General features: G+C 47.4%; 16 protein-coding genes and 1 tRNA gene. 13 read left to right on the forward strand and 4 right to left on the reverse strand.

Translation table 11 applies throughout. The features are described from left to right. The first annotated feature begins 276 nt into the window (after positions 1–276). From malQ to DW743_RS04940, 3 genes are all read left to right on the forward strand, one after another. Positions 277–1,758, forward strand: a complete 1,482-nt coding sequence (malQ, locus tag DW743_RS04930) for a 4-alpha-glucanotransferase (protein WP_117760683.1) — start codon at positions 277–279, stop codon at positions 1,756–1,758. 98 nt (positions 1,759–1,856) lie between these two features. Next, complete coding sequence (locus DW743_RS04935; RefSeq protein WP_117760685.1) at positions 1,857–2,891, forward strand: LacI family DNA-binding transcriptional regulator; 1,035 nt, start codon at positions 1,857–1,859, stop codon at positions 2,889–2,891. Positions 2,892–3,061: 170 nt separating this feature from the next. Continuing rightward, positions 3,062–5,326 (forward strand): glycogen/starch/alpha-glucan phosphorylase, encoded by a 2,265-nt coding sequence (locus tag DW743_RS04940; RefSeq protein WP_117760687.1) that lies wholly within the window; start codon positions 3,062–3,064, stop codon positions 5,324–5,326. 73 nt (positions 5,327–5,399) lie between these two features. On the opposite strand, the gene DW743_RS04945 is transcribed toward DW743_RS04940, so the two are convergent. From DW743_RS04945 to DW743_RS04955, 3 genes are read right to left on the reverse strand one after another with little or no spacing between them, the layout of a single operon-like run. After that, the gene (locus tag DW743_RS04945) at positions 5,400–6,233 is read right to left on the reverse strand and encodes a hypothetical protein (RefSeq protein WP_117760689.1); all 834 of its coding nucleotides are present in this window, start codon (positions 6,231–6,233) and stop codon (positions 5,400–5,402) included. Continuing rightward, the gene (locus DW743_RS04950; RefSeq protein ID WP_117760691.1) at positions 6,227–6,925 is read right to left on the reverse strand and encodes an ATP-binding cassette domain-containing protein; all 699 of its coding nucleotides are present in this window, start codon (positions 6,923–6,925) and stop codon (positions 6,227–6,229) included. The genes DW743_RS04945 and DW743_RS04950 overlap by 7 nt, the downstream gene beginning before the upstream one ends. Then, the gene (locus DW743_RS04955; protein ID WP_022462266.1) at positions 6,918–7,295 is read right to left on the reverse strand and encodes a GntR family transcriptional regulator; all 378 of its coding nucleotides are present in this window, start codon (positions 7,293–7,295) and stop codon (positions 6,918–6,920) included. Before DW743_RS04955 ends, DW743_RS04950 begins: the two co-directional genes overlap by 8 nt. Positions 7,296–7,497: 202 nt before the next feature. On the opposite strand from DW743_RS04955, the gene pepF reads away from it, so the two are divergent. The 4 genes from pepF to DW743_RS04980 all read left to right on the forward strand — a co-directional run bounded on the left by pepF (position 7,498) and on the right by DW743_RS04980 (position 11,960). Further along, on the forward strand, positions 7,498–9,306 hold the full coding sequence (gene pepF, locus DW743_RS04960; protein WP_243004541.1) for an oligoendopeptidase F: 1,809 nt from the start codon (positions 7,498–7,500) through the stop codon (positions 9,304–9,306). A gap of 339 nt (positions 9,307–9,645) precedes the next feature. Then, complete coding sequence (locus tag DW743_RS04965) at positions 9,646–10,410, forward strand: nitroreductase family protein (RefSeq protein ID WP_022462268.1); 765 nt, start codon at positions 9,646–9,648, stop codon at positions 10,408–10,410. Positions 10,411–10,840: 430 nt separating this feature from the next. Continuing rightward, a tRNA-Gly gene (locus DW743_RS04970) sits at positions 10,841–10,912 on the forward strand. 520 nt (positions 10,913–11,432) lie between these two features. Beyond that, a complete protein-coding gene (locus DW743_RS04980; protein WP_117509337.1) occupies positions 11,433–11,960 on the forward strand; it encodes a flavin reductase in 528 nt (175 codons plus the stop codon). A gap of 304 nt (positions 11,961–12,264) precedes the next feature. On the opposite strand, the gene DW743_RS04985 is transcribed toward DW743_RS04980, so the two are convergent. Continuing rightward, positions 12,265–13,452: an MFS transporter gene (locus DW743_RS04985; RefSeq protein WP_117760695.1), complete on the reverse strand. Its 1,188-nt coding sequence runs from the start codon at positions 13,450–13,452 to the stop codon at positions 12,265–12,267. A gap of 368 nt (positions 13,453–13,820) precedes the next feature. Here DW743_RS04985 and DW743_RS04990 point away from each other — a divergent pair, with 368 nt between their 5' ends. The 6 genes from DW743_RS04990 to DW743_RS05015 all read left to right on the forward strand — a co-directional run bounded on the left by DW743_RS04990 (position 13,821) and on the right by DW743_RS05015 (position 22,947). After that, positions 13,821–15,233: an amidophosphoribosyltransferase gene (locus tag DW743_RS04990; RefSeq protein WP_117760697.1), complete on the forward strand. Its 1,413-nt coding sequence runs from the start codon at positions 13,821–13,823 to the stop codon at positions 15,231–15,233. Positions 15,234–15,339: 106 nt separating this feature from the next. Further along, positions 15,340–16,902 (forward strand): response regulator transcription factor, encoded by a 1,563-nt coding sequence (locus DW743_RS04995; RefSeq protein WP_117760699.1) that lies wholly within the window; start codon positions 15,340–15,342, stop codon positions 16,900–16,902. A gap of 253 nt (positions 16,903–17,155) precedes the next feature. Beyond that, complete coding sequence (locus DW743_RS05000; protein ID WP_243004542.1) at positions 17,156–18,097, forward strand: ABC transporter permease; 942 nt, start codon at positions 17,156–17,158, stop codon at positions 18,095–18,097. A 38-nt stretch (positions 18,098–18,135) separates the two neighbouring features. Further along, positions 18,136–19,047: a carbohydrate ABC transporter permease gene (locus DW743_RS05005; protein WP_117760703.1), complete on the forward strand. Its 912-nt coding sequence runs from the start codon at positions 18,136–18,138 to the stop codon at positions 19,045–19,047. A 56-nt stretch (positions 19,048–19,103) separates the two neighbouring features. Continuing rightward, the gene (locus DW743_RS05010; RefSeq protein ID WP_158568350.1) at positions 19,104–20,774 is read left to right on the forward strand and encodes an extracellular solute-binding protein; all 1,671 of its coding nucleotides are present in this window, start codon (positions 19,104–19,106) and stop codon (positions 20,772–20,774) included. A gap of 127 nt (positions 20,775–20,901) precedes the next feature. Next, positions 20,902–22,947 (forward strand): glycoside hydrolase family 31 protein, encoded by a 2,046-nt coding sequence (locus tag DW743_RS05015; RefSeq protein ID WP_117760707.1) that lies wholly within the window; start codon positions 20,902–20,904, stop codon positions 22,945–22,947. Positions 22,948–23,071 lie beyond the last annotated feature (124 nt).

Below are 23,071 nucleotides of genomic sequence, written 5' to 3' on the forward strand. Positions count from 1 at the left end.
TAAACATAGTATTCAATATTTGGTAAATATGATAAGGGGCTTGGGGGTTGTTTTTTGATGCAGAGTATGGTATTGTAAATATAACGAGTTCCGGAAACGTTACCGACACCGTTTCCGGAAATACAGACGAGATACAGGCAGCCCTGTTTTTACGAAACAAAATGAGCTGGCTAGAAGGGCTGTATAAGTTACAATTTGCTGCGTATCCGTGAACAGGAATTATGTATTTGTGGGGTCGGATGGATAGAAAAAACGACAAGGAGAAAGGGTTTAAAAATGAGAGCAAGTGGTATTTTACTTCCGGTAGCTTCGCTGCCGTCCCGATATGGTATCGGATGTTTTTCGAAAGAAGCATATGAATTTGTGGATCGCCTGGAGGAGGCCGGCCAGAGCTACTGGCAGATTCTTCCACTTGGACCGACGGGATATGGAGATTCGCCGTACCAGTCGTTCTCTACTTTTGCAGGAAATCCATATTTTATTGATCTGGAAACCCTGGTAAAAGAGGGACTTCTGACAGAAGAAGAGTGTGATGCGTGCGATTTCGGCGACAATGCAGAGTATATTGATTACGAAAAGATTTATCTGTCCCGTTTCAAAGTACTCAGAAAAGCATTTGAAAGATTTGTGGCAGATGACGTATATGATGCATTTGTATCGGAAAATGGTTACTGGCTGGAGGATTATGCGCTGTATATGGCGATTAAGGATGCACTCGGCGGAATCAGCTGGAGTGAGTGGCCGGCAGAATTAAAGGACAGAGAAGAAGCAGCACTGAATCAGAAACGGGAAGAACTTGCCGAGGAGGTTGCATTTTACAAATTCCAGCAGTTTATGTTCCTGAAACAGTGGAAAGCACTGAAGGCATACGCAAATGAAAAGGGTATCCGTATCATCGGTGATATTCCGATTTATGTGGCATTTGACAGCGCTGACACCTGGGCAAATCCGGTTCTGTTCCAGTTTGATGAGGACAACCAGCCAAAAGCAGTTGCCGGATGCCCGCCGGATGCGTTCTCCGCAACCGGACAGCTCTGGGGCAACCCGTTATACAAATGGGACTATCATAAGAGCACAGGTTATGCATGGTGGCTGTTGCGTCTGGCTCACGTGTTTAAACTGTACGATACTGTCCGCATCGACCATTTCCGCGGATTTGATGAATATTATTCCATCCCGTTCGGTGATCAGACGGCAGAGCGCGGCCACTGGGAAAAAGGACCGGGCATGGATCTGTTCAACACCGTCAAAGAAAAGCTCGGCGATGTGGATGTCATCGCAGAAGACCTGGGATATCTTACCGAGAGCGTGATCGAAATGGTGAAAGAATCCGGCTATCCGGGTATGAAGGTGCTGCAGTTTGCTTTTGACTCCCGTGAGGAGAGTGATTATCTGCCGCACAATTACGAGAGAAACTGTGTTGTCTACACCGGAACGCACGACAATGATACCATTCTTGGATGGTATTATGTCATGAGTGAGGAAGACCGCGAATTCTCCAAAGAGTATATGGGAAATGCAAAGAGTACCGACGAGGAACTCCCGTGGGATTTCATTCGCATGTCAATGGAGAGCGTGGCAAATCTGGCTGTCACTCCGATGCAGGAATTTTTAGGTCTTGGAACGGAGGCGAGAATTAACTATCCGTCTACACTTGGAAATAACTGGAAATGGCGCCTGCTTCCGGGACAGTTTACACAGGAAATGGCAAAGAGAATTCACCGGCTGACACAGATTACAGCACGTATTGCAAAATAAAAATACGCGCCGGAGAGAAAGCAAAACAGGCCGGGAAAACAAGCCGGAAGAGATTCCGGCAGAACAGGTACAGAGTTTAAAGGAGAGGCCTGCAGAATATGGAACAGGTAACAATCAGGGACATTGCCCGCAAATGTAAGGTAGGCGTGAGTACCGTATCGAGAGCGATGAACAATCATCCGGACATCAATCCGGAAACAAAAGCGATGATCTTAAAGGTGATTGCCGAATCGAATTACGTACCGAACAACAGTGCCAGAAACCTGAAGCGGTCGAATGCCAAAGCGATTGCCATTCTGGTAAAAGGCATGGACAACATGTTCTTCAACAACATGATCAGTGTGATTGAAGAGGTTGTGCGAAAAAAGAAATACGCCTGCATTATTGAGCGAGTAGAGGAAAAGGCAAATGAGGTAGACTCCGCGATCGAGATCGTCAAAGAAAAACGGCTGCGCGGCATCATTTTCCTCGGCGGAAACTTTACGCATCCGCATGAGAAAATGGCGCAGATCCCGGTTCCGTACGTGATCAGTACAATCGGGGCGGTTTCAGACGGAGGAAAACCGTGCGCGAGCGTATCGGTCGATGACTACAGGGAAAGCTATAAGATGGTAGATTATCTCTGTGGTCTCGGGCACCGGCGCATTGCCATCATTACCGCCTGCGAGGACGACATCAGTATCGGACGCCTCCGTCTGAATGCGTACCGCCAGGCTTTACTGGATCATGGGATACCTTATGACCCTGATCTGGTATTTCATATGACGAAGGACGACACGTATTCTTTCGCCACAGGGTACAAGATAACAAAAGAAATTCTGGAAAAAAAGACGGAGTTTTCCGCGCTATATGCCACCGCGGATACGCTGGCAATCGGTGCGTGCCGTGCCTTAAAAGAGGCCGGGCTTACCGTGCCGGATGATATTTCCGTTGCAGGATTTGACGGAATTGATGCGGGAGAGTATTATATACCCAGTATCACAACGATCCGCCAGCCGGTGGAGCAGCTTGCTGCAGAGACGGCAAAGATGCTGTTTTCCTTAATTTCAGGAAAAGAAGAACCCTGCAGCAAAGTATACGATGGGGAACTCGTCGTAAGGGAATCCACAAAGTCGCGGATCGCGCAGCAGTAAAACCCTTGCAGTTTCGCTGCCGCAAAAAAGTGATTCAGAAGTGAACCGTCCCATTCAGGGAAAAGCTTTGAATGGAACTGTGAAAGCTGCCGATCGCAGAAAATCTGGAACGGCAGCGCAACCAAATTACACTGTGGGAATCTTCCACAGCAACACGAGGAGAAAAAAGAATGGAAGAAAGAATTCAGGCAATCTTAAAAGAGCGTTTTGGAAGAGATCTGGACAACTGCACAAAGAGCGAAATCTTTGAAGCCCTGATGGTTATCACCAAACAGGAGATGGCAGGTCGTAAAAGAAACACCGGAAATAAGAAGCTGTATTATATTTCAGCAGAGTTTCTGATCGGAAAACTGCTGTCCAACAACCTGATCAACCTTGGTATGTACGAGGAAGTAGAAAAAGCACTCGCTACTCACGGAAGAGAACTGACGGAGATCGAGGAGATGGAGATGGAGCCGTCCCTTGGAAACGGAGGCCTTGGCCGTCTGGCAGCATGCTTCCTTGATTCCATCGCAACACTTGGATTGCCGGGAGACGGTATCGGCCTTAATTATCACTTCGGTCTGTTCCGCCAGCTTCTGGTCGATCACAAACAGAAAGAAGTGAAAAATCCATGGATCACAAATGAGAGCTGGCTCGTCAGACAGCCGGTATCCTTTGCAGTTCCGTATAAAAACTTCACGATGCATTCTACCCTGTATGATATCGACGTACCGGGTTACAACAATGGCTGTAACCGTCTGCATCTGTTCGATGTAGACACGGTAGATGAGAGCATCGTTCCATCAGACAGCATCAACTTTGACAAGCATCAGATCCAGAAAAACCTGACACTGTTCCTCTACCCGGATGACAGCGACCGTGCCGGACAGCTGCTTCGTATCTACCAGCAGTATTTCATGGTCAGCAACGGTGCACAGTTCATCCTGATGGAGTGCGAGCAGAAGGGCTACGATCTGCATAAGCTGTATGATCACGTTGTGATCCAGATCAACGATACCCATCCGTCCATGGTCATTCCGGAGCTGATCCGTCTGCTGCAGGAGAGAGGCTTTACCATGCAGGAAGCCATCGATGTTGTAAGCAAGACCTGTGCTTACACCAACCACACCATCCTGGCAGAGGCACTGGAAAAATGGCCGATCGATTACCTCGAGGAGGTTGTTCCGCACCTGATGCCGATTATCCACGAGCTGGACGCACAGGCAAAGAAGAAATACAAAGATGAGAAAGTAGCGATCATCGACAAGGATCAGCGCGTCCACATGGCACACATGGATATCCACTACGGATTTTCTGTTAACGGCGTTGCAGCACTGCACACCGAGATCCTGAAAAACTCCGAGCTGAAACCGTTCTACGATATTTATCCGGAGAAATTCAACAACAAGACAAACGGAATCACTTTCCGCCGCTGGCTGCTGCACTGCAACCGTGAACTGGCACAGTATATCGAGAGCCTGATCGGACCGGGATTCAAAAAAGATGCCGACGAGCTGGAAAAACTGCTCAAATACAAAGACAACAAGAAGGTTCTTGCAAAACTTGAGGAGATCAAACACAACCGCAAACTGGATCTCAAACAGTTCCTGTATGAGACACAGAATATCGCGCTGGATGAAAATTCCATCATCGATGTACAGGTAAAACGTCTTCATGAGTACAAACGCCAGCAGATGAACGCCCTGTACGCTATTTACAAATACATGGATATCAAGAGCGGCAACAAGCCGAAAACCCCGATCACCATGGTATTCGGTGCAAAGGCTGCACCGGCTTATATCATCGCAAAAGATATCATCCATCTGATCCTGTGCCTGCAGGAGCTGATTGATAACGATCCTGAGGTAAGCCCGTACTTCAAAGTGATTATGCTTGAGAACTACAACGTATCAAAAGCTGCAAAGGTGATCCCGGCAGCAGATATCTCCGAGCAGATCTCCCTGGCATCCAAAGAGGCTTCCGGAACCGGAAACATGAAATTCATGCTGAACGGTGCCCTGACGCTTGGAACAGAAGACGGTGCAAACGTTGAGATTGGCGATCTTGTCGGAAAAGAGAACATCTACATCTTCGGAAAGAAACCGCAGGATGTCATCGACCTGTACGCAGATGCTGCTTACTGCTCAAAAGACATCTATGACGAAGATCCGGAGATTGCAAAGCTGGTTGATTTCATCGTCAGCGATGAGCTTCTTGCTATCGGCGACAAGGTTTGCCTGGAGAGACTCTACAAAGAGATCTTGAACAAAGACTGGTTCATGACGCTGCTCGACCTGAAAGAGTACATCAAGACAAAAGAAAGAGTATACAAAGACTACGAGAACAAAGATGCATGGAACAAGAAGTGCCTGATCAACATCGCAAAAGCAGGCTTCTTCTCCTCCGACCGTACCATTGCACAGTACAACGAGGATATCTGGCATCTGGCATAAGTGCAGAACATGCATACAAAACGCCGCCGCAGACGATTCGGTTCGTCCGCGGCGGCGCTTTTTAATGTAATTTTTATGAAAGATTCAGCCGTCTGCTTAAGATATAGCGGCAGATCAGGAACAGAACAACGCAGAGCACCACGGTGATGATAAGTGTGGAAACCGAGGATGTGGTAACCACAGCAGTCGGTGTGGAGTCCTGGAAAACACGGACGATGCTGATTCCGCCGAAGATCTGGATCACGGTAGTCATGCCGATGTAAGAGAGGACAGCCGTCAGAATTTTGTGGCTGGATACCAGGCTTCCGATGCTGATGGCGGCATAGAACAGAAGAATGCCAAAGAACAGCGAAGCGAAGAAGCCAACGATGGAAAACAGTGCCATACCGATGTGGTTCGTGATGCCGATCAGGGAAAAAGCAGCATCGGCAACACCGGTAATCTGTGCCCAGAGATAGGACAGAAAATCGGAAAAGGTCATGGTCTTGTTGTAAAAAAGCAGGGTGTTTGCGGTAAAATACCGGATTGCGGACGGCAGAAGCAAAAAAGCGAAGGAAGCGAGAACGGAAAGTGCGTTTAAGATGCTCCATGCGCCGAAAACCAGCATTTTGGAGAGAATATGATCCGTTGCCGATACCGGAAGGACGTTGGTCAGATACCCTTCGTCGGTAAAAAGATTTTTATAGTAGCGCTGGATCATCAGCACCTGTGTCATGACGGATGCGGCGATCACAATCAAAACGTACGCAAACAGATAGAGGACGATCAGCAGATCTGGCAGCTCAGAAATCTGGGAAAAGAGGAATCCGAAGCCTCCGAGAGCGCCCATGAAAATGGCGGCACCGTTCAGCAGCGCCATGTTTTTCCAGCATGCTTTCCACTCATGTTTCAGACATTTTTTTAACATTTGAATACCTCCCTGAAATAAGAATCAATCGATTCACCCTCCTGCATCCGGATATCCTCAACCGAGGCGTGCAGTTTTAACTGGCCCTCCTGGATAAAGATGACCTCATCGAGAATATTTTCGACGTCGGAAATCAGATGTGTTGAGATGAGGATGGATGCGTCTGGTTCGTAGTTGTTTAAAATCGTAGATAAAATGTAATCGCGTGCTGCCGGATCGACGCCTGCAATCGGCTCGTCGAGGCAGTAGAGCTTTGCGCGGCGGCTCATCGTGAGGATGAGCTGGACTTTCTCTTTCGTTCCCTTCGACATCGTTTTCAAACGGTCCTTCGGGCTGATTTTTAAGGATTCCAGCATGGCATTGGCGCGGGACATGTCAAAGTCCTCAAAGAAATCGCTGTAATACGTTAAAAGATCCGAGACGCGCATCCAGCTGCCGAGATACATTTTATCCGGCAGATAGGAGACGATCCGTTTTGTCTCAATACCGGGATGATTTCCGGCGATGAGGACTTCACCCTCACTCGGGGTCAGCAGTCCGTTCAGCAGCTTTAAGAGCGTCGTCTTTCCGCTTCCGTTGGGCCCCAGCAGTCCGATAATTTTCCCGGAATCCAGGGAAAGGTTGAGATGATCGAGCGCGGTGTGGTTTCCGAAGCGCTTCGTCAGGTCTTTACACGTTATAAGTTCACTCATGATTTTCTTCCTCCTCAATCGTTTCGGCAAGTAGCTGCCGGATTTCCTCCGGGGTTATGCCGAGCTGTTTCATGTGGGCAACAAAAGCAGATACTTCTGCGGCGGCAAGTTCTTTTTTCATCTGATGAATCAACTCCTTATCTTCGGTAATAAAGCGTCCGCTGGTCCGCTGGGAATAGATCAGTCCGCTGCGTTCCAGTTCGGAAAGCGCTTTCTGCATTGTGTTCGGGTTGACGGCGGCCTCCTGCGCGAGATCGCGGACGGACGGAAGCTTATCGCCCGGCTGATAGCGCCCGGTGATGATGTCCATCTGTACCCGCTCGATGATCTGCAGATAGATCGGCCGCGAGGAATCAAGATTCCATGGCATATGGCATTCACTCCTTTTGTACTACTGTATTAATTTGATAGTACAATCATACAATCGCTTTATGGATTTGTCAAGAAAATTAAGAAAAAATTTTAGATTTAGAGGTTAAATTGTGGTAAACTAAGCGTAAGTGCGGCACATTAGTATTAGAAGAAAAACCGCAGAAATAGTTCCGTCTAAAAAGATGGATGAAGGGAGAAATATGGCAGAAATTAAACTGAAAAAAAGAGAAGAGATGGATCCGGCGTACTGCTGGGATCTTTCGAGTTTGTTTGGTAGTGATGAAGAATTTGAGAAAACAGAGCAGGAGCTTGCGAAGAAAATAGAAGCGTTCCGCGCAAAACAGGGAACAATGAAAGAGAGTGCAGAAGCGCTGTATGACGTTCTTTCCGGTCTGGATGACATCAGCCGCGTCTTTTCCAGCCTGTATGTCTATGCAAGCCAGAAATATCACCAGGATATGGGAAATCAGAAGTATCAGGGCTATGCCGGAAAGATGGACAGCATGATGGCTGTTCTTGCGGATGCCTCTTCTTTCGTAGAGCCGGAGATCCTGGAGCTTGACGAGGAGACGGTTACAGAATTTGAAAAAGCATATGAGCCGCTCCGTCTGTACGATCGCATATTAAAAGAAAATTTCCGCAAGAAAGAGCACATTCTCTCGCCGGAGATGGAGGCGGTTCTTGCAAAAGCCGGAGAGATGGCATCCAGCCCGGATCAGATTTTCTCGGCATTTTCGAACGCAGACCTCAAATTCCAGCCGGTCACGGATGAAGAGGAAAATCAGGTTCCACTGAGCCACGGCACCTTCGTCGGATTTTTACAGTCGAAGGACCGCCGGGTCAGAAAAGAAGCGTTTGAGAAGTATTATGCGGAGTATGAAAAACACAAAAACATGCTCGCCGCAACGTTCGGTGCCAATCTGAAACAGGCCGCATTCTTTGCAGATGTAAGAAAATATCCATCTGCACTGGCTGCATCGCTGGATGGCGGAAATATCCCGGTTTCGGTTTACGACAAGCTGCTCGAGGCGATCCATGCAAAAATGCCGGCGATGTACCGCTACGTGGCACTGCGTAAAAAGCTGCTCGGTGTGGATGAACTTCATATGTATGATGTTTACGTTTCTCTGACGAAAGAGTACGAGCAGAAATATACGTATGAGCAGGCGATCGAGATCGTGAAGAAAGCGCTTGCCGTGCTCGGGGATGATTATGTGGCACTGCTGGACAAGGGCTTTTCGGAGCGCTGGGTGGATGTTTATGAGAACGAAGGAAAAAAGAGCGGTGCTTACTCCTGGGGTTCTTACGATTCCCATCCGTATGTGCTGATGAGCTTTAACGGAAATATCGATTCGGTCTTCACACTGGCGCATGAGATGGGCCATTCGCTGCATTCCTGGTATTCGAACCATACACAGCCGTTTACGTATGCGGAGTACCGCCTCTTTGTCGCTGAGGTGGCATCAACCTGCAACGAGGCACTGCTGATCCGCTATCTGCTGAAGCATGCGAAAGAAAAAGAGGAGAAGATTTTCCTGCTGAATTATTTCCTGGATCAGTTTAAGGGAACGGTGTTCCGCCAGACGATGTTTGCGGAGTTTGAGAAGCGGATTCATGAGAAGATGGCAGAGGAAGGCACGCTGACGGCGGACGGTATTTCGGAGCTGTATCTGTCGATCAACAAGGAGTATTTCGGACCGGATATGATTTCGGATCCGCAGATCGCGCTGGAATGGGCGAGAATTCCGCATTTTTATACACCGTTCTATGTATATCAGTATGCAACGGGATTTTCGGCGGCGATTGCGATCAGCAGCAAGATCCTGGCAGGGGAGCCGGGTATTGTGGAGAAGTACAAACAGTTCTTAAGCGGCGGCTGCTCGATGGATCCGATCGACCTTTTGAAGATCTGCGGCGTCGATATGACGAAGCCGGAGCCGGTGGAAGAGGCGCTGGATGTGTTTGCTTCTTATGTGGAGGAGCTGGAGAAGCTGACCGCGGAAGCGTAAGCACAGGTTTTAAAGTTGCATAAATTTGATGGGAAATATGTGTGAAAAATATACAAAATTTGGCGCGTTTTTCCCTTGAAAAAGTTTTTGGATATGTTACAATATTATTACAGAGTAAAAATGGATGAGCTGGAAATTGAAAAATATTTGCGATTAAGAGGGAGAATTTCCGTATTTCTGTCGAATGCGGAAGATTAAACGTAAATTTTTCGGAATGCGGCTTTGCTCCTGTAAAAATGGGGAGCGGGCCGCGGCCGGCTATGAAAGAAATATTACTGTTCATTCAGCAGTGAACTGTAACAAAAACAGACGGATAGCAGATGAAGTAAGGGTGAGAGTATGAATTTATATGAGGCTATTTTTGTTAGAAAATCAGTAAGGAATTATTGTTTTGATACGCTTCCGCCGCAGACTTTGGATAAGATTTGGGAGCATTATAAGGAGATGCCGGCACTGTTTTCGGGCATCGGTGTGGATATGGCGATTCTGGACAACAGAAAAGGGCAGGAGAGAATGCTCAGTATGTTCAGTGTGAAGGCGCCGTATTATATGGCTTTTTATTCGGAGGAGTCAGAACGATATCTGATGAACGTGGGTTATATTATGGAACAGATGGTGCTGTATCTGTGCAGTATCGGACTGGGAACCTGCTTTATCGGAAGTAATCGTGTGAAAAAGGCGGAGCTTGAGAAGAACGGAAAGCGGCTGGTGGGGATCGTCGCTTTTGGTAAGAGTCATGGTTCGCATACGAGACGGCAAAGTGAAGCAAAGAGACTGCCGCTGGAGGATCTTTGTGTGTTCAAAGAGGTGCCGCGGCAGTGGATGACGCAGATGCTGGAAGCGGCGAGACTGTCGCCATCCAGTATGAACAGCCAGCCGTGGAGATTTGTGGTGTATGATAACAGAATTCATATTTTCTCGAAGAAGCACAGTGTGGAGAAGCTTCGGAAGTGGGATGAGGTGAATTTCGGGATTATGTTTGCAAATATGATGGTGGCAGCAGAGGAGCTGTGGCTGGATGTTGACCTGATCAGACTCGGGGATATTTCGCAGAAAAACTTCTCAAATAATCAGTATGTGCTGAGCGCGATTCTGAAGGCGTAGAGGTGAATACGGACGACCGCGGACGACTTCGTGCGGCTTCGTGCCCGCTGCACCGCAGGTACGAAGCCGCACGAGGTCTGACGGTGGGGACGGGGGTAAAGCGTCTGGATCCGCCAGGAGGCGGATCGGCGTGAGCATGTGGGGTGGATAGAGGTCTGGATCCGCTAGGAGGCGGATCGGCGTGAGTATGTGAGGTTGGGAGGACGGATGGAAAGGAGTCTGGATTCGTCAGGAGGGTGGTTCGGTGTGAATTTGTGGGGGGAAGACAGCTGTGCGGGTGTCTGATGGAGAGCGAAAATTGAGGGAATCGTAGATACTTTTGATTTTTTTTGAAAAAAATTGAAAATAGGTATTGACAAATGAGGGGAGTTCCTGTATAGTATCATTTGTAAGGTGCAGCGAGCACTTAGCAAGATAAAAATTAATAAATGCGCGAGTGGCTCAGGGGTGGAGTACAACCTTGCCAAGGTTGGGGTCGCGGGTTCGAATCCCGTCTCGCGCTCTGCTGGAAACCGGAATGTGTAAGCATTCCGGTTTTTGCGTTGTGGAAAAATAGATGAAAAAGAAATCTTATTTTTAAAACTTAAGAATATTGCATTTTAAATTTTCATATGCTATAATGCCGATAGGCAATGAAATGAATGGCTTGCAAAGTCAACAAAAGCCCCACGAGCTGCAACTCGTGGGGCTTTCTGTGCCTTTTGGGCAAGGCGGCTTAAACCTTAGGCTGGCTGCCAGTTATTTCTTACCGTCCAGCCATTTGCAGATATAGTAGGCTACTATACTTGCCATAACGGAAAGAAAAAATGAAATGAATAGTTCTTGCACTGTCAACCCTCCCTTCTCTGCCTGTCTGGGAGTGGCAACGTTCATTAGTATAACATACAATTCTTATTTCTAAAATAAAAAAATTCCCTGTTTTTATAAAAATTCAAGGCTTCGAAAAAAAGTTCTTGCCCGGTAGTTACTACCGTACGGTATGCTAAGGATAACAAAGCAAATCAGCGAAAGGGGAATGTAGTATGAACATTACGATGGAGAATTTTAAAACCGCAAAGTATGATGTGTTTTCTATTTTTGATGACCGCTGGGGTTTGTGTACTGCGGGTACGCCAAGGGAGTATAATACGATGACGATCGGATGGGGTACGATGGGGACGATCTGGGGACCGCCAAAGAAAGGAAAGCAGATCATTACCGTATTTATCCGGGAAAGCCGCCGGACGCATCAGATTCTGCAGAAGGAAGACGAGTTTACGGTCTGCTTTTTTCCAGAGAAATATCGGAAGGATCTTGGAATCCTGGGATCAAAATCGGGAAATGATGTGCCGGATAAGATCAGTCTGACCAGTCTGACACCGAAGATGCTGGGAAATGCGGTTGGATTTGAAGAGGCAGAGCTGACCTTTGTCTGCAAAAAAATCTATGCGGTCAGAATGGAGAAAGAAGATCTGCCGGAATTTACGCGCGATACTTTATATAAAGATGGCGATCTCCATTATCTGTATATGGGCGAGATTGAAGATGTCTTTGGCATGATTGAGGAATGAAACAGGAAAATTGGCGTGATGTATCAGTATTTCTTATCACAATCTTGTATGTACTGCACCGGGCAGAAAGGCATCAGACTGCGTGAAATGCGGGAAATGTGAGAAAGTATGTCTGCAGCACCTGCAGATCAGAAACCTGCTGGAGGATGTGGTGAAAGAGTTTGAAGCGGAGCGTGCTTGAAAAAATTTCCGAAATTTACAAAAAGTACATCTGATCAGGGAGTAACCTGATCAGATGTACTTTTTTGTACGCAGTATATCAGAGTTTGATCCAAGGGGACCATTCTGCTGCAGAATAATTGGATTAATAGTTGGCTTTATAAGAATTTCTCTTTTCCGCCGTTACGCGGTGCATCCGCTCTGCCATTACAACCATCAGAATCAAAATGGCCATCAGGAATACCGGATACAGTCCGAAGGAAATATGCTGGCCGAGAACGCCGAAAACCGGCGGCATCAGGCAGGTTCCGATGTAAGCAAAGGCCATCTGGATGCCGATGATTCCCTGGCTTAAGTCGGCACCGAAGTTTGCCGGTGTCTCGTGAATGATGGAAGGATAAATCGGCGCACAGCCAAGTCCGATCAGGATCAGGCCGATAAACAGAAGGGAATCGCCAAGCGGCAGCAGCATCAGAATCGTGCCGACTGCGATCACAGCCTGTCCGAGCCGGATCATTTTCTGGTCATTTAATTTCATTGTGATGAAACCGCAGAAGAACCGTCCGATCGTGATGCCAACGTAGAACAGGCTTGCCCAGCTTGCCGCACGCTTTGCATTGATGCCGCGGAACAAAGTACAGTAGCTTGCAGCCCACATGCCGGCAGTAGATTCTACCGCGCAGTAGCAGAAGAAGCAGGTCAGAACCTCTTTGACACCGGGAACGCGGATCAGGCGGGAAAAACTTCTCTGTTCCGGAACGGAGGTCTCATCTGCAGAAGCATCAGCAGATGGCTTCTGCCAGAGCGGAAGACTGAAAAATAAAATCAGAGTCAGCACAATCTGAAACAATGCGATGGTACGGTAGCCGTTGTTCCAGGTGGAATGATTGATGGCATATCCCATGACGACCGGCCCCGTGCTGCATCCGACGCCCCACATACAGTGCAGCCAGCTCATATGGCGGGCTTTATAGTGCAGGGCAACGTAGTTGTTCAGGGCTGCGTCCACGCTTCCGGCGCCGAGGCCATAGGGGATACCCCAGAGGCAGAGGGCGAGAAAAGAGTGGCTGACGGAGAATCCAAACAGCGCCACTGCTGTTGTGAGAACGCTTACTGCCGTGATTTTTCCGGTGCCGAAGCGGGTATTCAGACGGTCGCTGTTCAAACTGGATACGATTGTTCCGGCGGCAATAATCATAGAAATGATGCCGGCAGAAGAAACAGAAGTTCCAAGCTCCTGATACATGACCGGCCACGCTGAGCCGAGCAGAGAATCCGGCAGTCCGAGACTGATGAATGCCAGATAAATGACTGGTAACAAAAGTGAAACCATGGTAAAAACCTCCTCTTAAGAAAAGATAAAATAAGAATGAATCGTTTTCTTGCGTTTAACGCAAAACCAAGATTCATAAGCAGTTTTAAAGTATCATAACCGATAAAAAGAATCAATACTTTCTTTTTTTGATTTTACAGTAAAATCTTTGTGGAAAAAGCTGTAAATTTATTTATTAATGTAGATTGTTTTTTATATCAAATTTATTAGTTGTACTTTACAGTACGGAGAAGATCGTGGTACACTAAAAGAAGACTGGTTGCGGTTCCCGCATCGGTGAACAGTAACCGGGCATCCCGGTTTGCCGGGGCATTCATATTTAAGAGAACACAAGGGAGAAAAAATACACAAAGAGAGGTAGACAAGAAATGGGAGGCTTTTTTGGAGTTGCATCAAGAAAAGACTGTACACTGGAACTGTTTTATGGAGTAGACTATCACTCACATCTCGGAACAAGAAGAGGCGGTATGGCGACATACGGAGCAAATGGCTTTTCACGTGCTATCCACAACATTGAAAATTCACCGTTCCGTACAAAATTTGAGCGTGATGTGGAAGAAATGGAGGGAAACCTCGGCATTGGCTGCATTTCCGACTATGAACCGCAGCCGCTTTTGATCCAGTCACACCTTGGAAGCTTTGCGATTACCACGGTTGGAAAAATCAACAACATGGATCAGCTTTTAAAAGAGGTTTACGGCAACGGCCGCACCCATTTCCAGGAGATGAGCACCGGTCAGATCAATGCGACCGAACTTGCGGCATCTCTGATCTGCAGTGAAAAGACGATTCCGGAGGGCATCCGCCATCTGCAGGATGTTGTTGACGGTTCCATGACGCTGTTGCTGCTGACAAAAGACGGCATCTACGCTGCGCGCGATAAAAAAGGCCGCACCCCGCTTGTTATTGGAAAGAAAGAGGGAGCGTACTGCGCATCCTTTGAAAATTTTGCATATCTGAACCTGGGTTACACGGATTACCATGAACTCGGACCGGGTGAGATTGACTTTATTACGCCGGAGAGCGTCGAGATGCTCGTGCCGCCGCAGGAGGAGATGAAGATCTGTTCCTTCCTGTGGGTTTACTATGGTTACCCGACTGCGTCCTATGAGGGGATCAATGTAGAGGAGATGCGGTATCACTGCGGTGCCATGCTTGCCAAACGTGATGCGGGAAGCAATGTCCACCCGGATCTCATTGCAGGCGTGCCGGATTCCGGAATTGCCCATGCAATCGGCTATGCGAATGAGTCCAAAGTTCCGTTTGCAAGACCATTCATCAAATATACCCCGACCTGGCCACGCTCCTTTATGCCGACAAATCAGGAACAGAGAAATCTGATTGCCCGAATGAAGCTGATCCCGGTGCAGGCACTGATCAATCAGAAAAAACTGCTGCTGATCGACGACTCCATCGTGCGCGGTACGCAGCTCCGTGAGACAACGGAATTTTTATATCAGAGCGGTGCAAAAGAAGTTCATGTCCGCCCGGCGTGCCCGCCGCTGTTGTATGGCTGCAAATTCCTGAATTTCTCCCGCTCCAAATCCGAGCTGGATCTGATCACCAGACGGATTATTCTGGAAAAAGAGGGAGAAAACGCAGAGAAAGTACTGGAAGAGTATGCAGATCCGACCAGCGACCGCTACGAGTCCATGTGCCAGGAAATCTGCCGCCGTCAGAATTTCACCAGCCTCAGATATCACCGTCTGGACGATCTGGTAGAGTCGATCGGACTGCCGAAATGCAAAATGTGTACCTATTGCTTTGACGGAAAAGAATAAACAGGTTATAATGGTTTTTAAACAGGCCAGCTGACAGAAAAATAAGAGTCTGTCGGCTGGCTTTTTTCTGTAGGAAAAAGAAGAAAAATATATTGGAGGCTTACCTATGGGGATTAGTATTCTGATTGTAGATGATGATAAGCTTCTGGTGGAAAAGCTGGAAGAAACCGTCAACTGGAGCGGAATTGGAATTGATATGGTATTTACGGCGAACAACATCCGCCAGGCGCAGAAGCTGCTGGAAGAGTATCCGATTGAAATGCTGCTGTGTGACATTGATATGCCACAGGGCAACGGGCTGGAGCTTCTGGAATGGATCCGGTACAAAAAGCTGGATATTGAATGTACCTTCCTGAGCAGCTATGCAAATTTCGCGTATGCGCAGATGGCGCTGAAGCTGTCATCAAGGGAATATCTGTTAAAACCGATTTCCAATGTGGATCTGGAAACAGCGCTGCGCAGAGTTGTCGGGATTGTGCAGGAAAAACATCAAAAACAGAAGAAACAGGAGAAAAAAGGAGAGAATGAAAAGCAATTCTGGGAGGATCTTCTGGTTCAGTGTCTGCAGGAGGAGTATTGGATTGAAAGGGCAAAAAAGAGCGGATATTGTACTCCGGATGAGACCTTCCGTCTGATTCTGCTGCGGGTACTGGAAATTCCGGATAAGGAACATTATAAAAAGGAGATCAGCTTATATAATTTTGTGATTACAAATGTTCTGACGGAATATGTGGAAACAACAGAAATGAAACTGGAAACCGTGGTACATGTCAGCGATCTGGAATGGGCAGTTGTGTTGCGAAATCACGGAAGTGCGATGGGAACGCAGGAGGAACTGGCAGAACTGCGGACCTGTCTGGCGGGTGCGTTTCCGGCAAGATTCTGCATGTACATGGGAAAACCGGCGGTACTGGATGAGATTTCAAAGAGCCGCGATCAGCTCGAAGAGATGGAAAAGTATGTAGTGCCGGATGAAACAGGGATTCTGTATGAGACACGCTGGTCTTTCGTAGAGCGCGATTATCAGGAAGTGCCGTGGAAAACGTATCTGGCTGAGATGGAGCGATCCGATTCCCTTGCGGCTGTGCGGGAAAAGCTGCAGGAATATCTGAAAAAGCGTGAGAAAAGCGGCGGTCTGCGAAAAGATTTCACAAGTCGTTTTTTTGAAGAAATGATACAGAATATATATGTTTATTTAAAAGAGAGCAATATTGTTTTCGGACAGATTTTTGACAGTGAAGAGTATGAAACGAAACGGAGAGAGGCGGTTCTTTCTGTGGTAGGTGCCCATGCGTTCATCGATTATCTGTTTGATGTGCTGGAAGGTCAGAAAAAGAACGAATCCCGCAGTGACAATGTGGTGGAGCAGCTAAAAGACTATATCGAACAGAATCTGAACGAGGATCTTTCAAGATCCGTGCTTGCAGGAAAAGTGTTCCTCTCAGAGGACTACGTTTCCAAAATTTTTATGAAAACAACGGGAATGTCGCTTCCGAATTATATTGCTGAGCGGCGCATTGAGCGGGCAAAGGAGTATTTGCGCGGTTCATCGCTTCCGATTAGCAAAATTGCGATGGAAGTCGGCTATGGAAATTTTTCTTATTTCAGTAAAACGTTCCGGGAGCTGGTCGGATGTACACCAAATGAGTACCGGAGCAGACAAAAATAACAAAAAAACGATGTCAATAACAAAAAAACGTTCTGATTAAAAAAGAGATGTGAAAAGACATCTCTTTTTTAATATACAGACTGCCGGAAAATGATAGAAAAACGCCCCTCTTTTTTGTATAATATGTTCATCGGTTGAAACGAGAGCATGAAAAAGAAAAATTGTAACGATTCAGAGCCATGCGAAATGGAAGAAAAATCGAGATGGGACTCTGAACAGTTACGAAAAATTTAAAGGAAAGAAGGGATGATATGTGAGCGCCAACCATAGTAAAACCAAAAAGAAAAGCTCCATAGGATTTGTAGAGGAAGTGAGAAGAAGCAGGCCATTATATTTACTGATGCTTCCTTCCATCATCATTTTTGCACTGTTTACGTACTATCCGATGTACGGAATTGTGATTGCATTTAAAAACTTTACACCTGCGGATGGAATTATGGGAAGCAGCTGGGCTGGACTGAAATACTTCAAACAGTACTTTAACTCCTATCAGTTCGGTCTGACCATTAAAAACACAATTATCATCAGTCTTTACACCATCGCGGTAACATTTCCGCTTCCGGTTATCATGGGACTGCTGGTTAACCAGATGAAGGCACAGAAGTTTAAAAAATTCTTCCAGGTATCAACCTATCTGCCGCACTTCATCTCCACCGTTGTTATGGCCGGAATGCTGATCCTGTTTCTCTCCCCGAGTACAGGTATTATCGCAAAGCTGGTGGGACTGCTTGGATTCAAGCTCCCGAACCTGATGGGAAGTGCAAAAGCATTCCCGCACATTTATGTATGGTCTGAGGCATGGCAGCATGTAGGATGGGACAGTATCCTCTATATCGCAACACTTTCCTCTGTAGACCCGACCCTGTATGAAGCGGCAACAATGGACGGTGCCAACAAATGGCACAAAATGATCCACATCGATGTTCCGGCTCTGCTGCCGACGGCAACCATCATGTTTATCATGAGAATGGGAAGCGTTATGAGCATTGGATTTGAGAAGGTTTACCTGCTGCAGAATACACTGAACAGTACTTCAAGTGAGATCATTTCCACCTATGTGTATAAGATGGGTCTTGTGAGCAGCCAGTACAGCCTTTCCGCTGCAATTGGCCTGTTCAACAACATTATCAACCTGATTCTTCTTCTGGCAGTCAACTTCATTTCCAGTAAAATGAGTGATACCTCACTGATCTGACAGAATTTTGAGCCTACATAGGAATGGAGAGCAAAAATATGAGTAAAGCAAAAGCAGTATCAACAAATAAAGTAAAGAAATCCAGAGAAGACTGGATTTTCGATATCATCCTGTATACGATCGGCGTGCTTCTGATCATCATCACCCTGTATCCGATGTACTTCATCATCATTGCATCGTTCAGTGATCCGGCAGCCGTATCCAACGGACAGATTATGTTCCTTCCGAAAGGAGTTAACTTCAAAGGATACAAACAGCTGGCGAGCTATGCAAAGCTGTGGACCGGCTACCGTAACACGATTGCTTACGTAATTATGGGAACACTTGTGACAATTGTTGTCAATATTCCGGCTTCCTACGCGCTTTCCAGAAAGCATTTATATGGAAGAAAATTCTTCACGGCATTTTATCTGATCCCGATGTTCTTCACCGGTGGTCTGATCCCGACCTACCTGGCAGTACAGAGATTTCATCTGCTGGATACCTTCTGGGTTATGGTTGTTCCGTTCTCCGTTGTAACGTATTACATCATCGTAGGACGAACGTTCTTCAACAACAGTATCCCGGAGGATCTCTGGGAGGCGGCGCAGCTCGATGGATGCGGATACCTTGGATTCTTCTTCAAGATTGTGCTTCCGCTTTCCAAAGCCGTTATCGCTGTTATTGCCCTGTGGGCAGCAGTAGGACAGTGGAACTCCTACTTTAATGCATTGATTTATATCCGAAGCGAAAGTCTGCAGCCGCTGCAGATTGTCCTTCGAAGCATTCTGGTCGGCAATCAGACCATGAGTGCCATGAGTACCGGCGCTGCAGCCGTTGAGGCAAAGCAGATGGCCGATCTTATCAAATACGCGATCATCGTGGTTTCCTCCGCGCCGATCATGTGTATGTACCCGTTAGTGCAGAAATACTTCAATCAGGGTGTTATGCTCGGATCCCTGAAAGGCTGATCCTGCGGACAGGAGAGAAGTATTGCAAATAAAAAAATCATAAAGGAGAGATGATGATGAGAAAGAAAACGAAAATGGCCTGGAGCGTTGCTCTTTCGGCCGCAATGGCAGCCGGACTGCTTGCAGGATGTGGAAGTAATGGAGGAGCGGAAAGTACGAGTGGAAGCACTGCAGCAAGTTCTGCCAAGACAGAATCTTCTGCCGGCGATACAGCAGATACCAGTGACCGCCCAACCTACAAAATTGCAACGGTAAGATGGACCGATACCTGGCCGACCGATTTCCTGCATGAAGGCGTCATGAAAGAAATCGAGGACAAGATGAATATCAACATCGACTGGCAGGTTTATTACAACAGTGACTGGTCCGAGCAGAAATCTCTGCTGCTGGCTTCCGGAGACCTCCCGGATGCATTTCTTGGCTCCATCTGCTTAACACAGGCAGATATGGCACAGAACAAATCGGCATTCCTGGATCTGACAGATCTGATCGAAAAAGATATGCCGAACCTGAAAGCAGCCTTTGAGGCTGATCCGGAACTGAAAGCAGTCTGCACCAGCCGTGACGGAAGAATCTACAGCTTACCGAAGAAGCTTCCGCTTCGTCCGAAGGTTTGCGGCGATGTTATGTGCATCAACCAGGAATGGCTGGATAACTTAGGACTGGAAACACCGAAGACCTATAAAGAGCTGGAAGAGGTTCTTGTTAAATTTGCAACAGAAGATGCTGATGGTGACGGGGATCCTACCAACGAAATCGGTATCACAAATTCAGCAGGCAGCGGACTGTTAAGCGGTGATCTGCGCCACATTCTTTCCCCGTTCGGAACCATGGTAAGCCGTGACGGAAACTACATGGGACTGAATGGCGAAGGAAAACCGGTCTTCATGCCGATGGAAGAAAATTACAAAGAAGCAGTAAAATGGATGCGTCAGTTATGGGAAGAGGGCGTTGTTGACCCTGAGTACTTCACACAGGATGGCTCCATGAAGACAGCAAAACAGCAGGCAGATGGAGGTTCTCAGGTAGGTCTTATCTTTGGATGGACTGCAGATGCTGAGGTTGGCCCGAACGTAAATCAGTTTAAGACCCTTGAGGCAGTAGAAGGCTACGATGGAAACCACTACGTAGAAGCAGCAACCAATTACCTTGATATCTCCGACCGTGAGCTCATGATCTCCAAAGACTGTAAAGATCCTGACACCCTGCTGAAATGGGCGGATGAATTTTACACCGATCTTGCATCGTTACAGACCTTCTATGGTACGATCGGAAGCCAGATCACAGACAATGGCGACGGAACCTACAATGTAGATGTGCCAAGCGATGGATCTTCTCTGGATACTTCCGCATGGTCCAACTCCTTACGTGACTTCGGACCAAAATACATGAACGGGGATTTCTATGACAAAGTTTCTCTTCCGGAAGATCAGGGTGATGGTATCAAACTGGCAGACGATGCAATCAACGAGAAATATGTTGATACTGAGAAAAACTGCGGATTCCCGATGGTTCAGTATACCGACGAAGACCTTTCCAGAATCACGGCAATCGGAACCGATATCTATAAATATGTAGAAGCACAGTATGCACACTGGGTAGTAGACGGCGGCATCGATGATGAATGGGATTCCTACATCGATCAGCTGAAAGCTATGGGTATTGACGAGTTCCTCCAGATTCAGACAGATGCTTACAATGCATACAAAGAAAATCTGGCAAAATAAACAGAAAATAACATTACCTGTAAGAAGCAGGCGTTGATCCGGCGGATCAATGTCTGAGGTGCAAAACAGCAGGAGAAACGGCAGGCCAGAAATGACCTGCCGTTTTTGACAAAAGGAGGATTTTTACATGTTTTTGGAAAAAGAGGGTAAGTTAATTTATTCCTACGATGGCGAGACCGTCTGCATCGAAGCGTGGGGGAAAGATGCACTGCGTGTACGCGCGACAAAAAATCGAAGCTTTACCGGCCGTGACTGGGCGCTGGAAGCAAAGGACGCGCATGCGGGAGAGGTTGAAATCTTTGAGGATCCATCAGCAAAAGGCGGAGCCTTTGCCAATATGTATGAGGGAACGGATACTTCCTACGGAAAAATCACAAATGGAAAGCTTCATGCAGTGATCGATTCCGGCAGCGTCATTACGTTCTATCATGAGGATGGAAGAGTTCTGTTAAAGGAGCATTTCCGCCGTCTGCGCGATGAGGAAAGCATGCCGCTCAACATCATGGGACGCGAGTACAGCAACGGCGTCGGGGATAATTTCCGTATTGTAGCGCGGTTTGTAGCAAGAAAAGGTGAGAAAATCTTCGGAATGGGACAGTATCAGCAGCATGAGCTGGATCTGAAGGGCTGTATGCTGGAGCTGGCACAGAGAAACTCACAGGTCAGTGTTCCGTTCTATCTTTCCAGTATCGGCTACGGCTTCTTATGGAACAATCCGGGCGTCGGACAGGTGATGTTTGCAAACAATGGAACGGAATGGGTAACGGAATCCGGGAAAGAAATTGATTACCTTGTGATTGCAGGTGACACCCCTGCCGAGATCGAGGAGAATTATATGACGCTGACCGGAAAACCTCCGATGATGCCGGAATACGGCATGGGCTTCTGGCAGTGTAAGCTCCGCTACTGGAACCAGGAACAGCTTCTGTCTGTAGCAAGAAAATACAAAGAACTCGGTGTACCGCTTGATGTGATTGTCGTCGATTTCTTCCACTGGACGAAGCAGGGCGAGTTCAAATTTGATCCGAAATACTGGCCGGATGTGCCGGGTATGTGCCGCGAATTAAAGGAGATGGGAATTCAGGTTGTTGTATCGGTATGGCCGACCGTCGATATTTATTCCGAAAACTTTGAGGAGATGAAAGAGAAGGGCTATCTGGTTCGCACGGAGCACGGTGTACCGCTGACGATGCTCTGCGGTGGAAATGAAGTCTTCTTCGATGCAACCAACCCGGATGCAAGAACGTATGTCTGGGAAAAAATCAAGAAAAATTATTACGATCAGGGTGCAAAACTCTTCTGGCTGGATGTGGCAGAGCCGGAATACAGCGTTTACGATTTCAAGAACTACCGCTATCAGCTCGGAAGCGTACAGGAGGTCGGAAATATTTATCCGAAATATTATCTGAAAGCGTTCTATGATGGCATGACGGCAGAAGGCGATACTATGCCAATCAGCCTGATCCGTTCTGCCTGGGCAGGCAGCGCGAAATATGGTGCGCTCGTATGGTCAGGCGATATTGTAAGTACCTTCGAGTGCTTCCGGCGCCAGGTACAGGCAGGGCTTAACATGGCGATTGCCGGTATTCCGTGGTGGACCACCGATATTGGCGGTTTCCACGGCGCCAGAACCGACGACCCGGATTTCCATCGTCTGTACATCCGCTGGTTTGAGTACGGATGCTTCTGTCCTGTCATGCGTCTGCATGGAAACCGCAATCCACAGGAGGGCTACGGTGCAGAGCAGATCGGCTCCGGCAGCGATAATGAGATCTGGAGTTTTGGCGATAAGGCATATGAAATTTCAAAGAAATATATTTTCCTGCGTGAGCGCCTGAGAGATTATATCCGGACACAGATGAAGAAAGCACATGAGGACGGAACTCCGATGATGCGGCCTGTTTTCTATGATTTCCCGACAGATCAGGAAAGCTGGAATGTGGAGGATGCTTATCTGTTCGGACCGGATCTCTATGTTGCACCTGTGATGGAGGATCACGTAACGGAGCGCGAGGTTTATCTCCCGGATGGAACAGCATGGTTTAACGCATGGACCGGAGAAAAGTATGAGGGAGGACAGAACGTAACGGTTGCTGCACCGCTGGATACTATTCCGGTATTCGTAAAAGAAGGAGCGGATGCAGAAAAGCTGCTGAACATTTTCTCTGAATAAGAGAATGTTACCGCTCACCGGTAGCAGGCGAACGGCAACAAAGAATCCTGTTCTCACCATGTGAAACACGGACTTTGCATGCACAAAGCGAAAAAATGTGATATAATGGGCTGTGTTACAAAGA

The organism is Blautia sp. AM28-27 (assembly GCF_003480905.1).
In the GTDB taxonomy this organism is placed as follows: domain Bacteria; phylum Bacillota; class Clostridia; order Lachnospirales; family Lachnospiraceae; genus Fusicatenibacter; species Fusicatenibacter saccharivorans.

Excerpts from the sequence above, each read along its gene's own strand:
- DW743_RS04995 (WP_117760699.1), top strand. The coding sequence starts at position 15,340 with ATGGGGATTAGTATTCTGATTGTAGATGATGATAAGCTTCTGGTGGAA.
- DW743_RS04965 (WP_022462268.1), top strand. The coding sequence starts at position 9,646 with ATGAATTTATATGAGGCTATTTTTGTTAGAAAATCAGTAAGGAATTAT.
- DW743_RS04990 (WP_117760697.1), top strand. The coding sequence starts at position 13,821 with ATGGGAGGCTTTTTTGGAGTTGCATCAAGAAAAGACTGTACACTGGAA.
- DW743_RS04980 (WP_117509337.1), top strand. The coding sequence starts at position 11,433 with ATGAACATTACGATGGAGAATTTTAAAACCGCAAAGTATGATGTGTTT.
- DW743_RS04985 (WP_117760695.1), bottom strand. The coding sequence starts at position 13,452 with ATGGTTTCACTTTTGTTACCAGTCATTTATCTGGCATTCATCAGTCTC.
- DW743_RS04940 (WP_117760687.1), top strand. The coding sequence starts at position 3,062 with ATGGAAGAAAGAATTCAGGCAATCTTAAAAGAGCGTTTTGGAAGAGAT.
- malQ (WP_117760683.1), top strand. The coding sequence starts at position 277 with ATGAGAGCAAGTGGTATTTTACTTCCGGTAGCTTCGCTGCCGTCCCGA.
- DW743_RS04945 (WP_117760689.1), bottom strand. The coding sequence starts at position 6,233 with ATGTTAAAAAAATGTCTGAAACATGAGTGGAAAGCATGCTGGAAAAAC.
- DW743_RS05005 (WP_117760703.1), top strand. The coding sequence starts at position 18,136 with ATGAGTAAAGCAAAAGCAGTATCAACAAATAAAGTAAAGAAATCCAGA.
- DW743_RS04935 (WP_117760685.1), top strand. The coding sequence starts at position 1,857 with ATGGAACAGGTAACAATCAGGGACATTGCCCGCAAATGTAAGGTAGGC.
- pepF (WP_243004541.1), top strand. The coding sequence starts at position 7,498 with ATGGCAGAAATTAAACTGAAAAAAAGAGAAGAGATGGATCCGGCGTAC.
- DW743_RS04950 (WP_117760691.1), bottom strand. The coding sequence starts at position 6,925 with ATGAGTGAACTTATAACGTGTAAAGACCTGACGAAGCGCTTCGGAAAC.
- DW743_RS04955 (WP_022462266.1), bottom strand. The coding sequence starts at position 7,295 with ATGCCATGGAATCTTGATTCCTCGCGGCCGATCTATCTGCAGATCATC.
- DW743_RS05010 (WP_158568350.1), top strand. The coding sequence starts at position 19,104 with ATGAGAAAGAAAACGAAAATGGCCTGGAGCGTTGCTCTTTCGGCCGCA.
- DW743_RS05015 (WP_117760707.1), top strand. The coding sequence starts at position 20,902 with ATGTTTTTGGAAAAAGAGGGTAAGTTAATTTATTCCTACGATGGCGAG.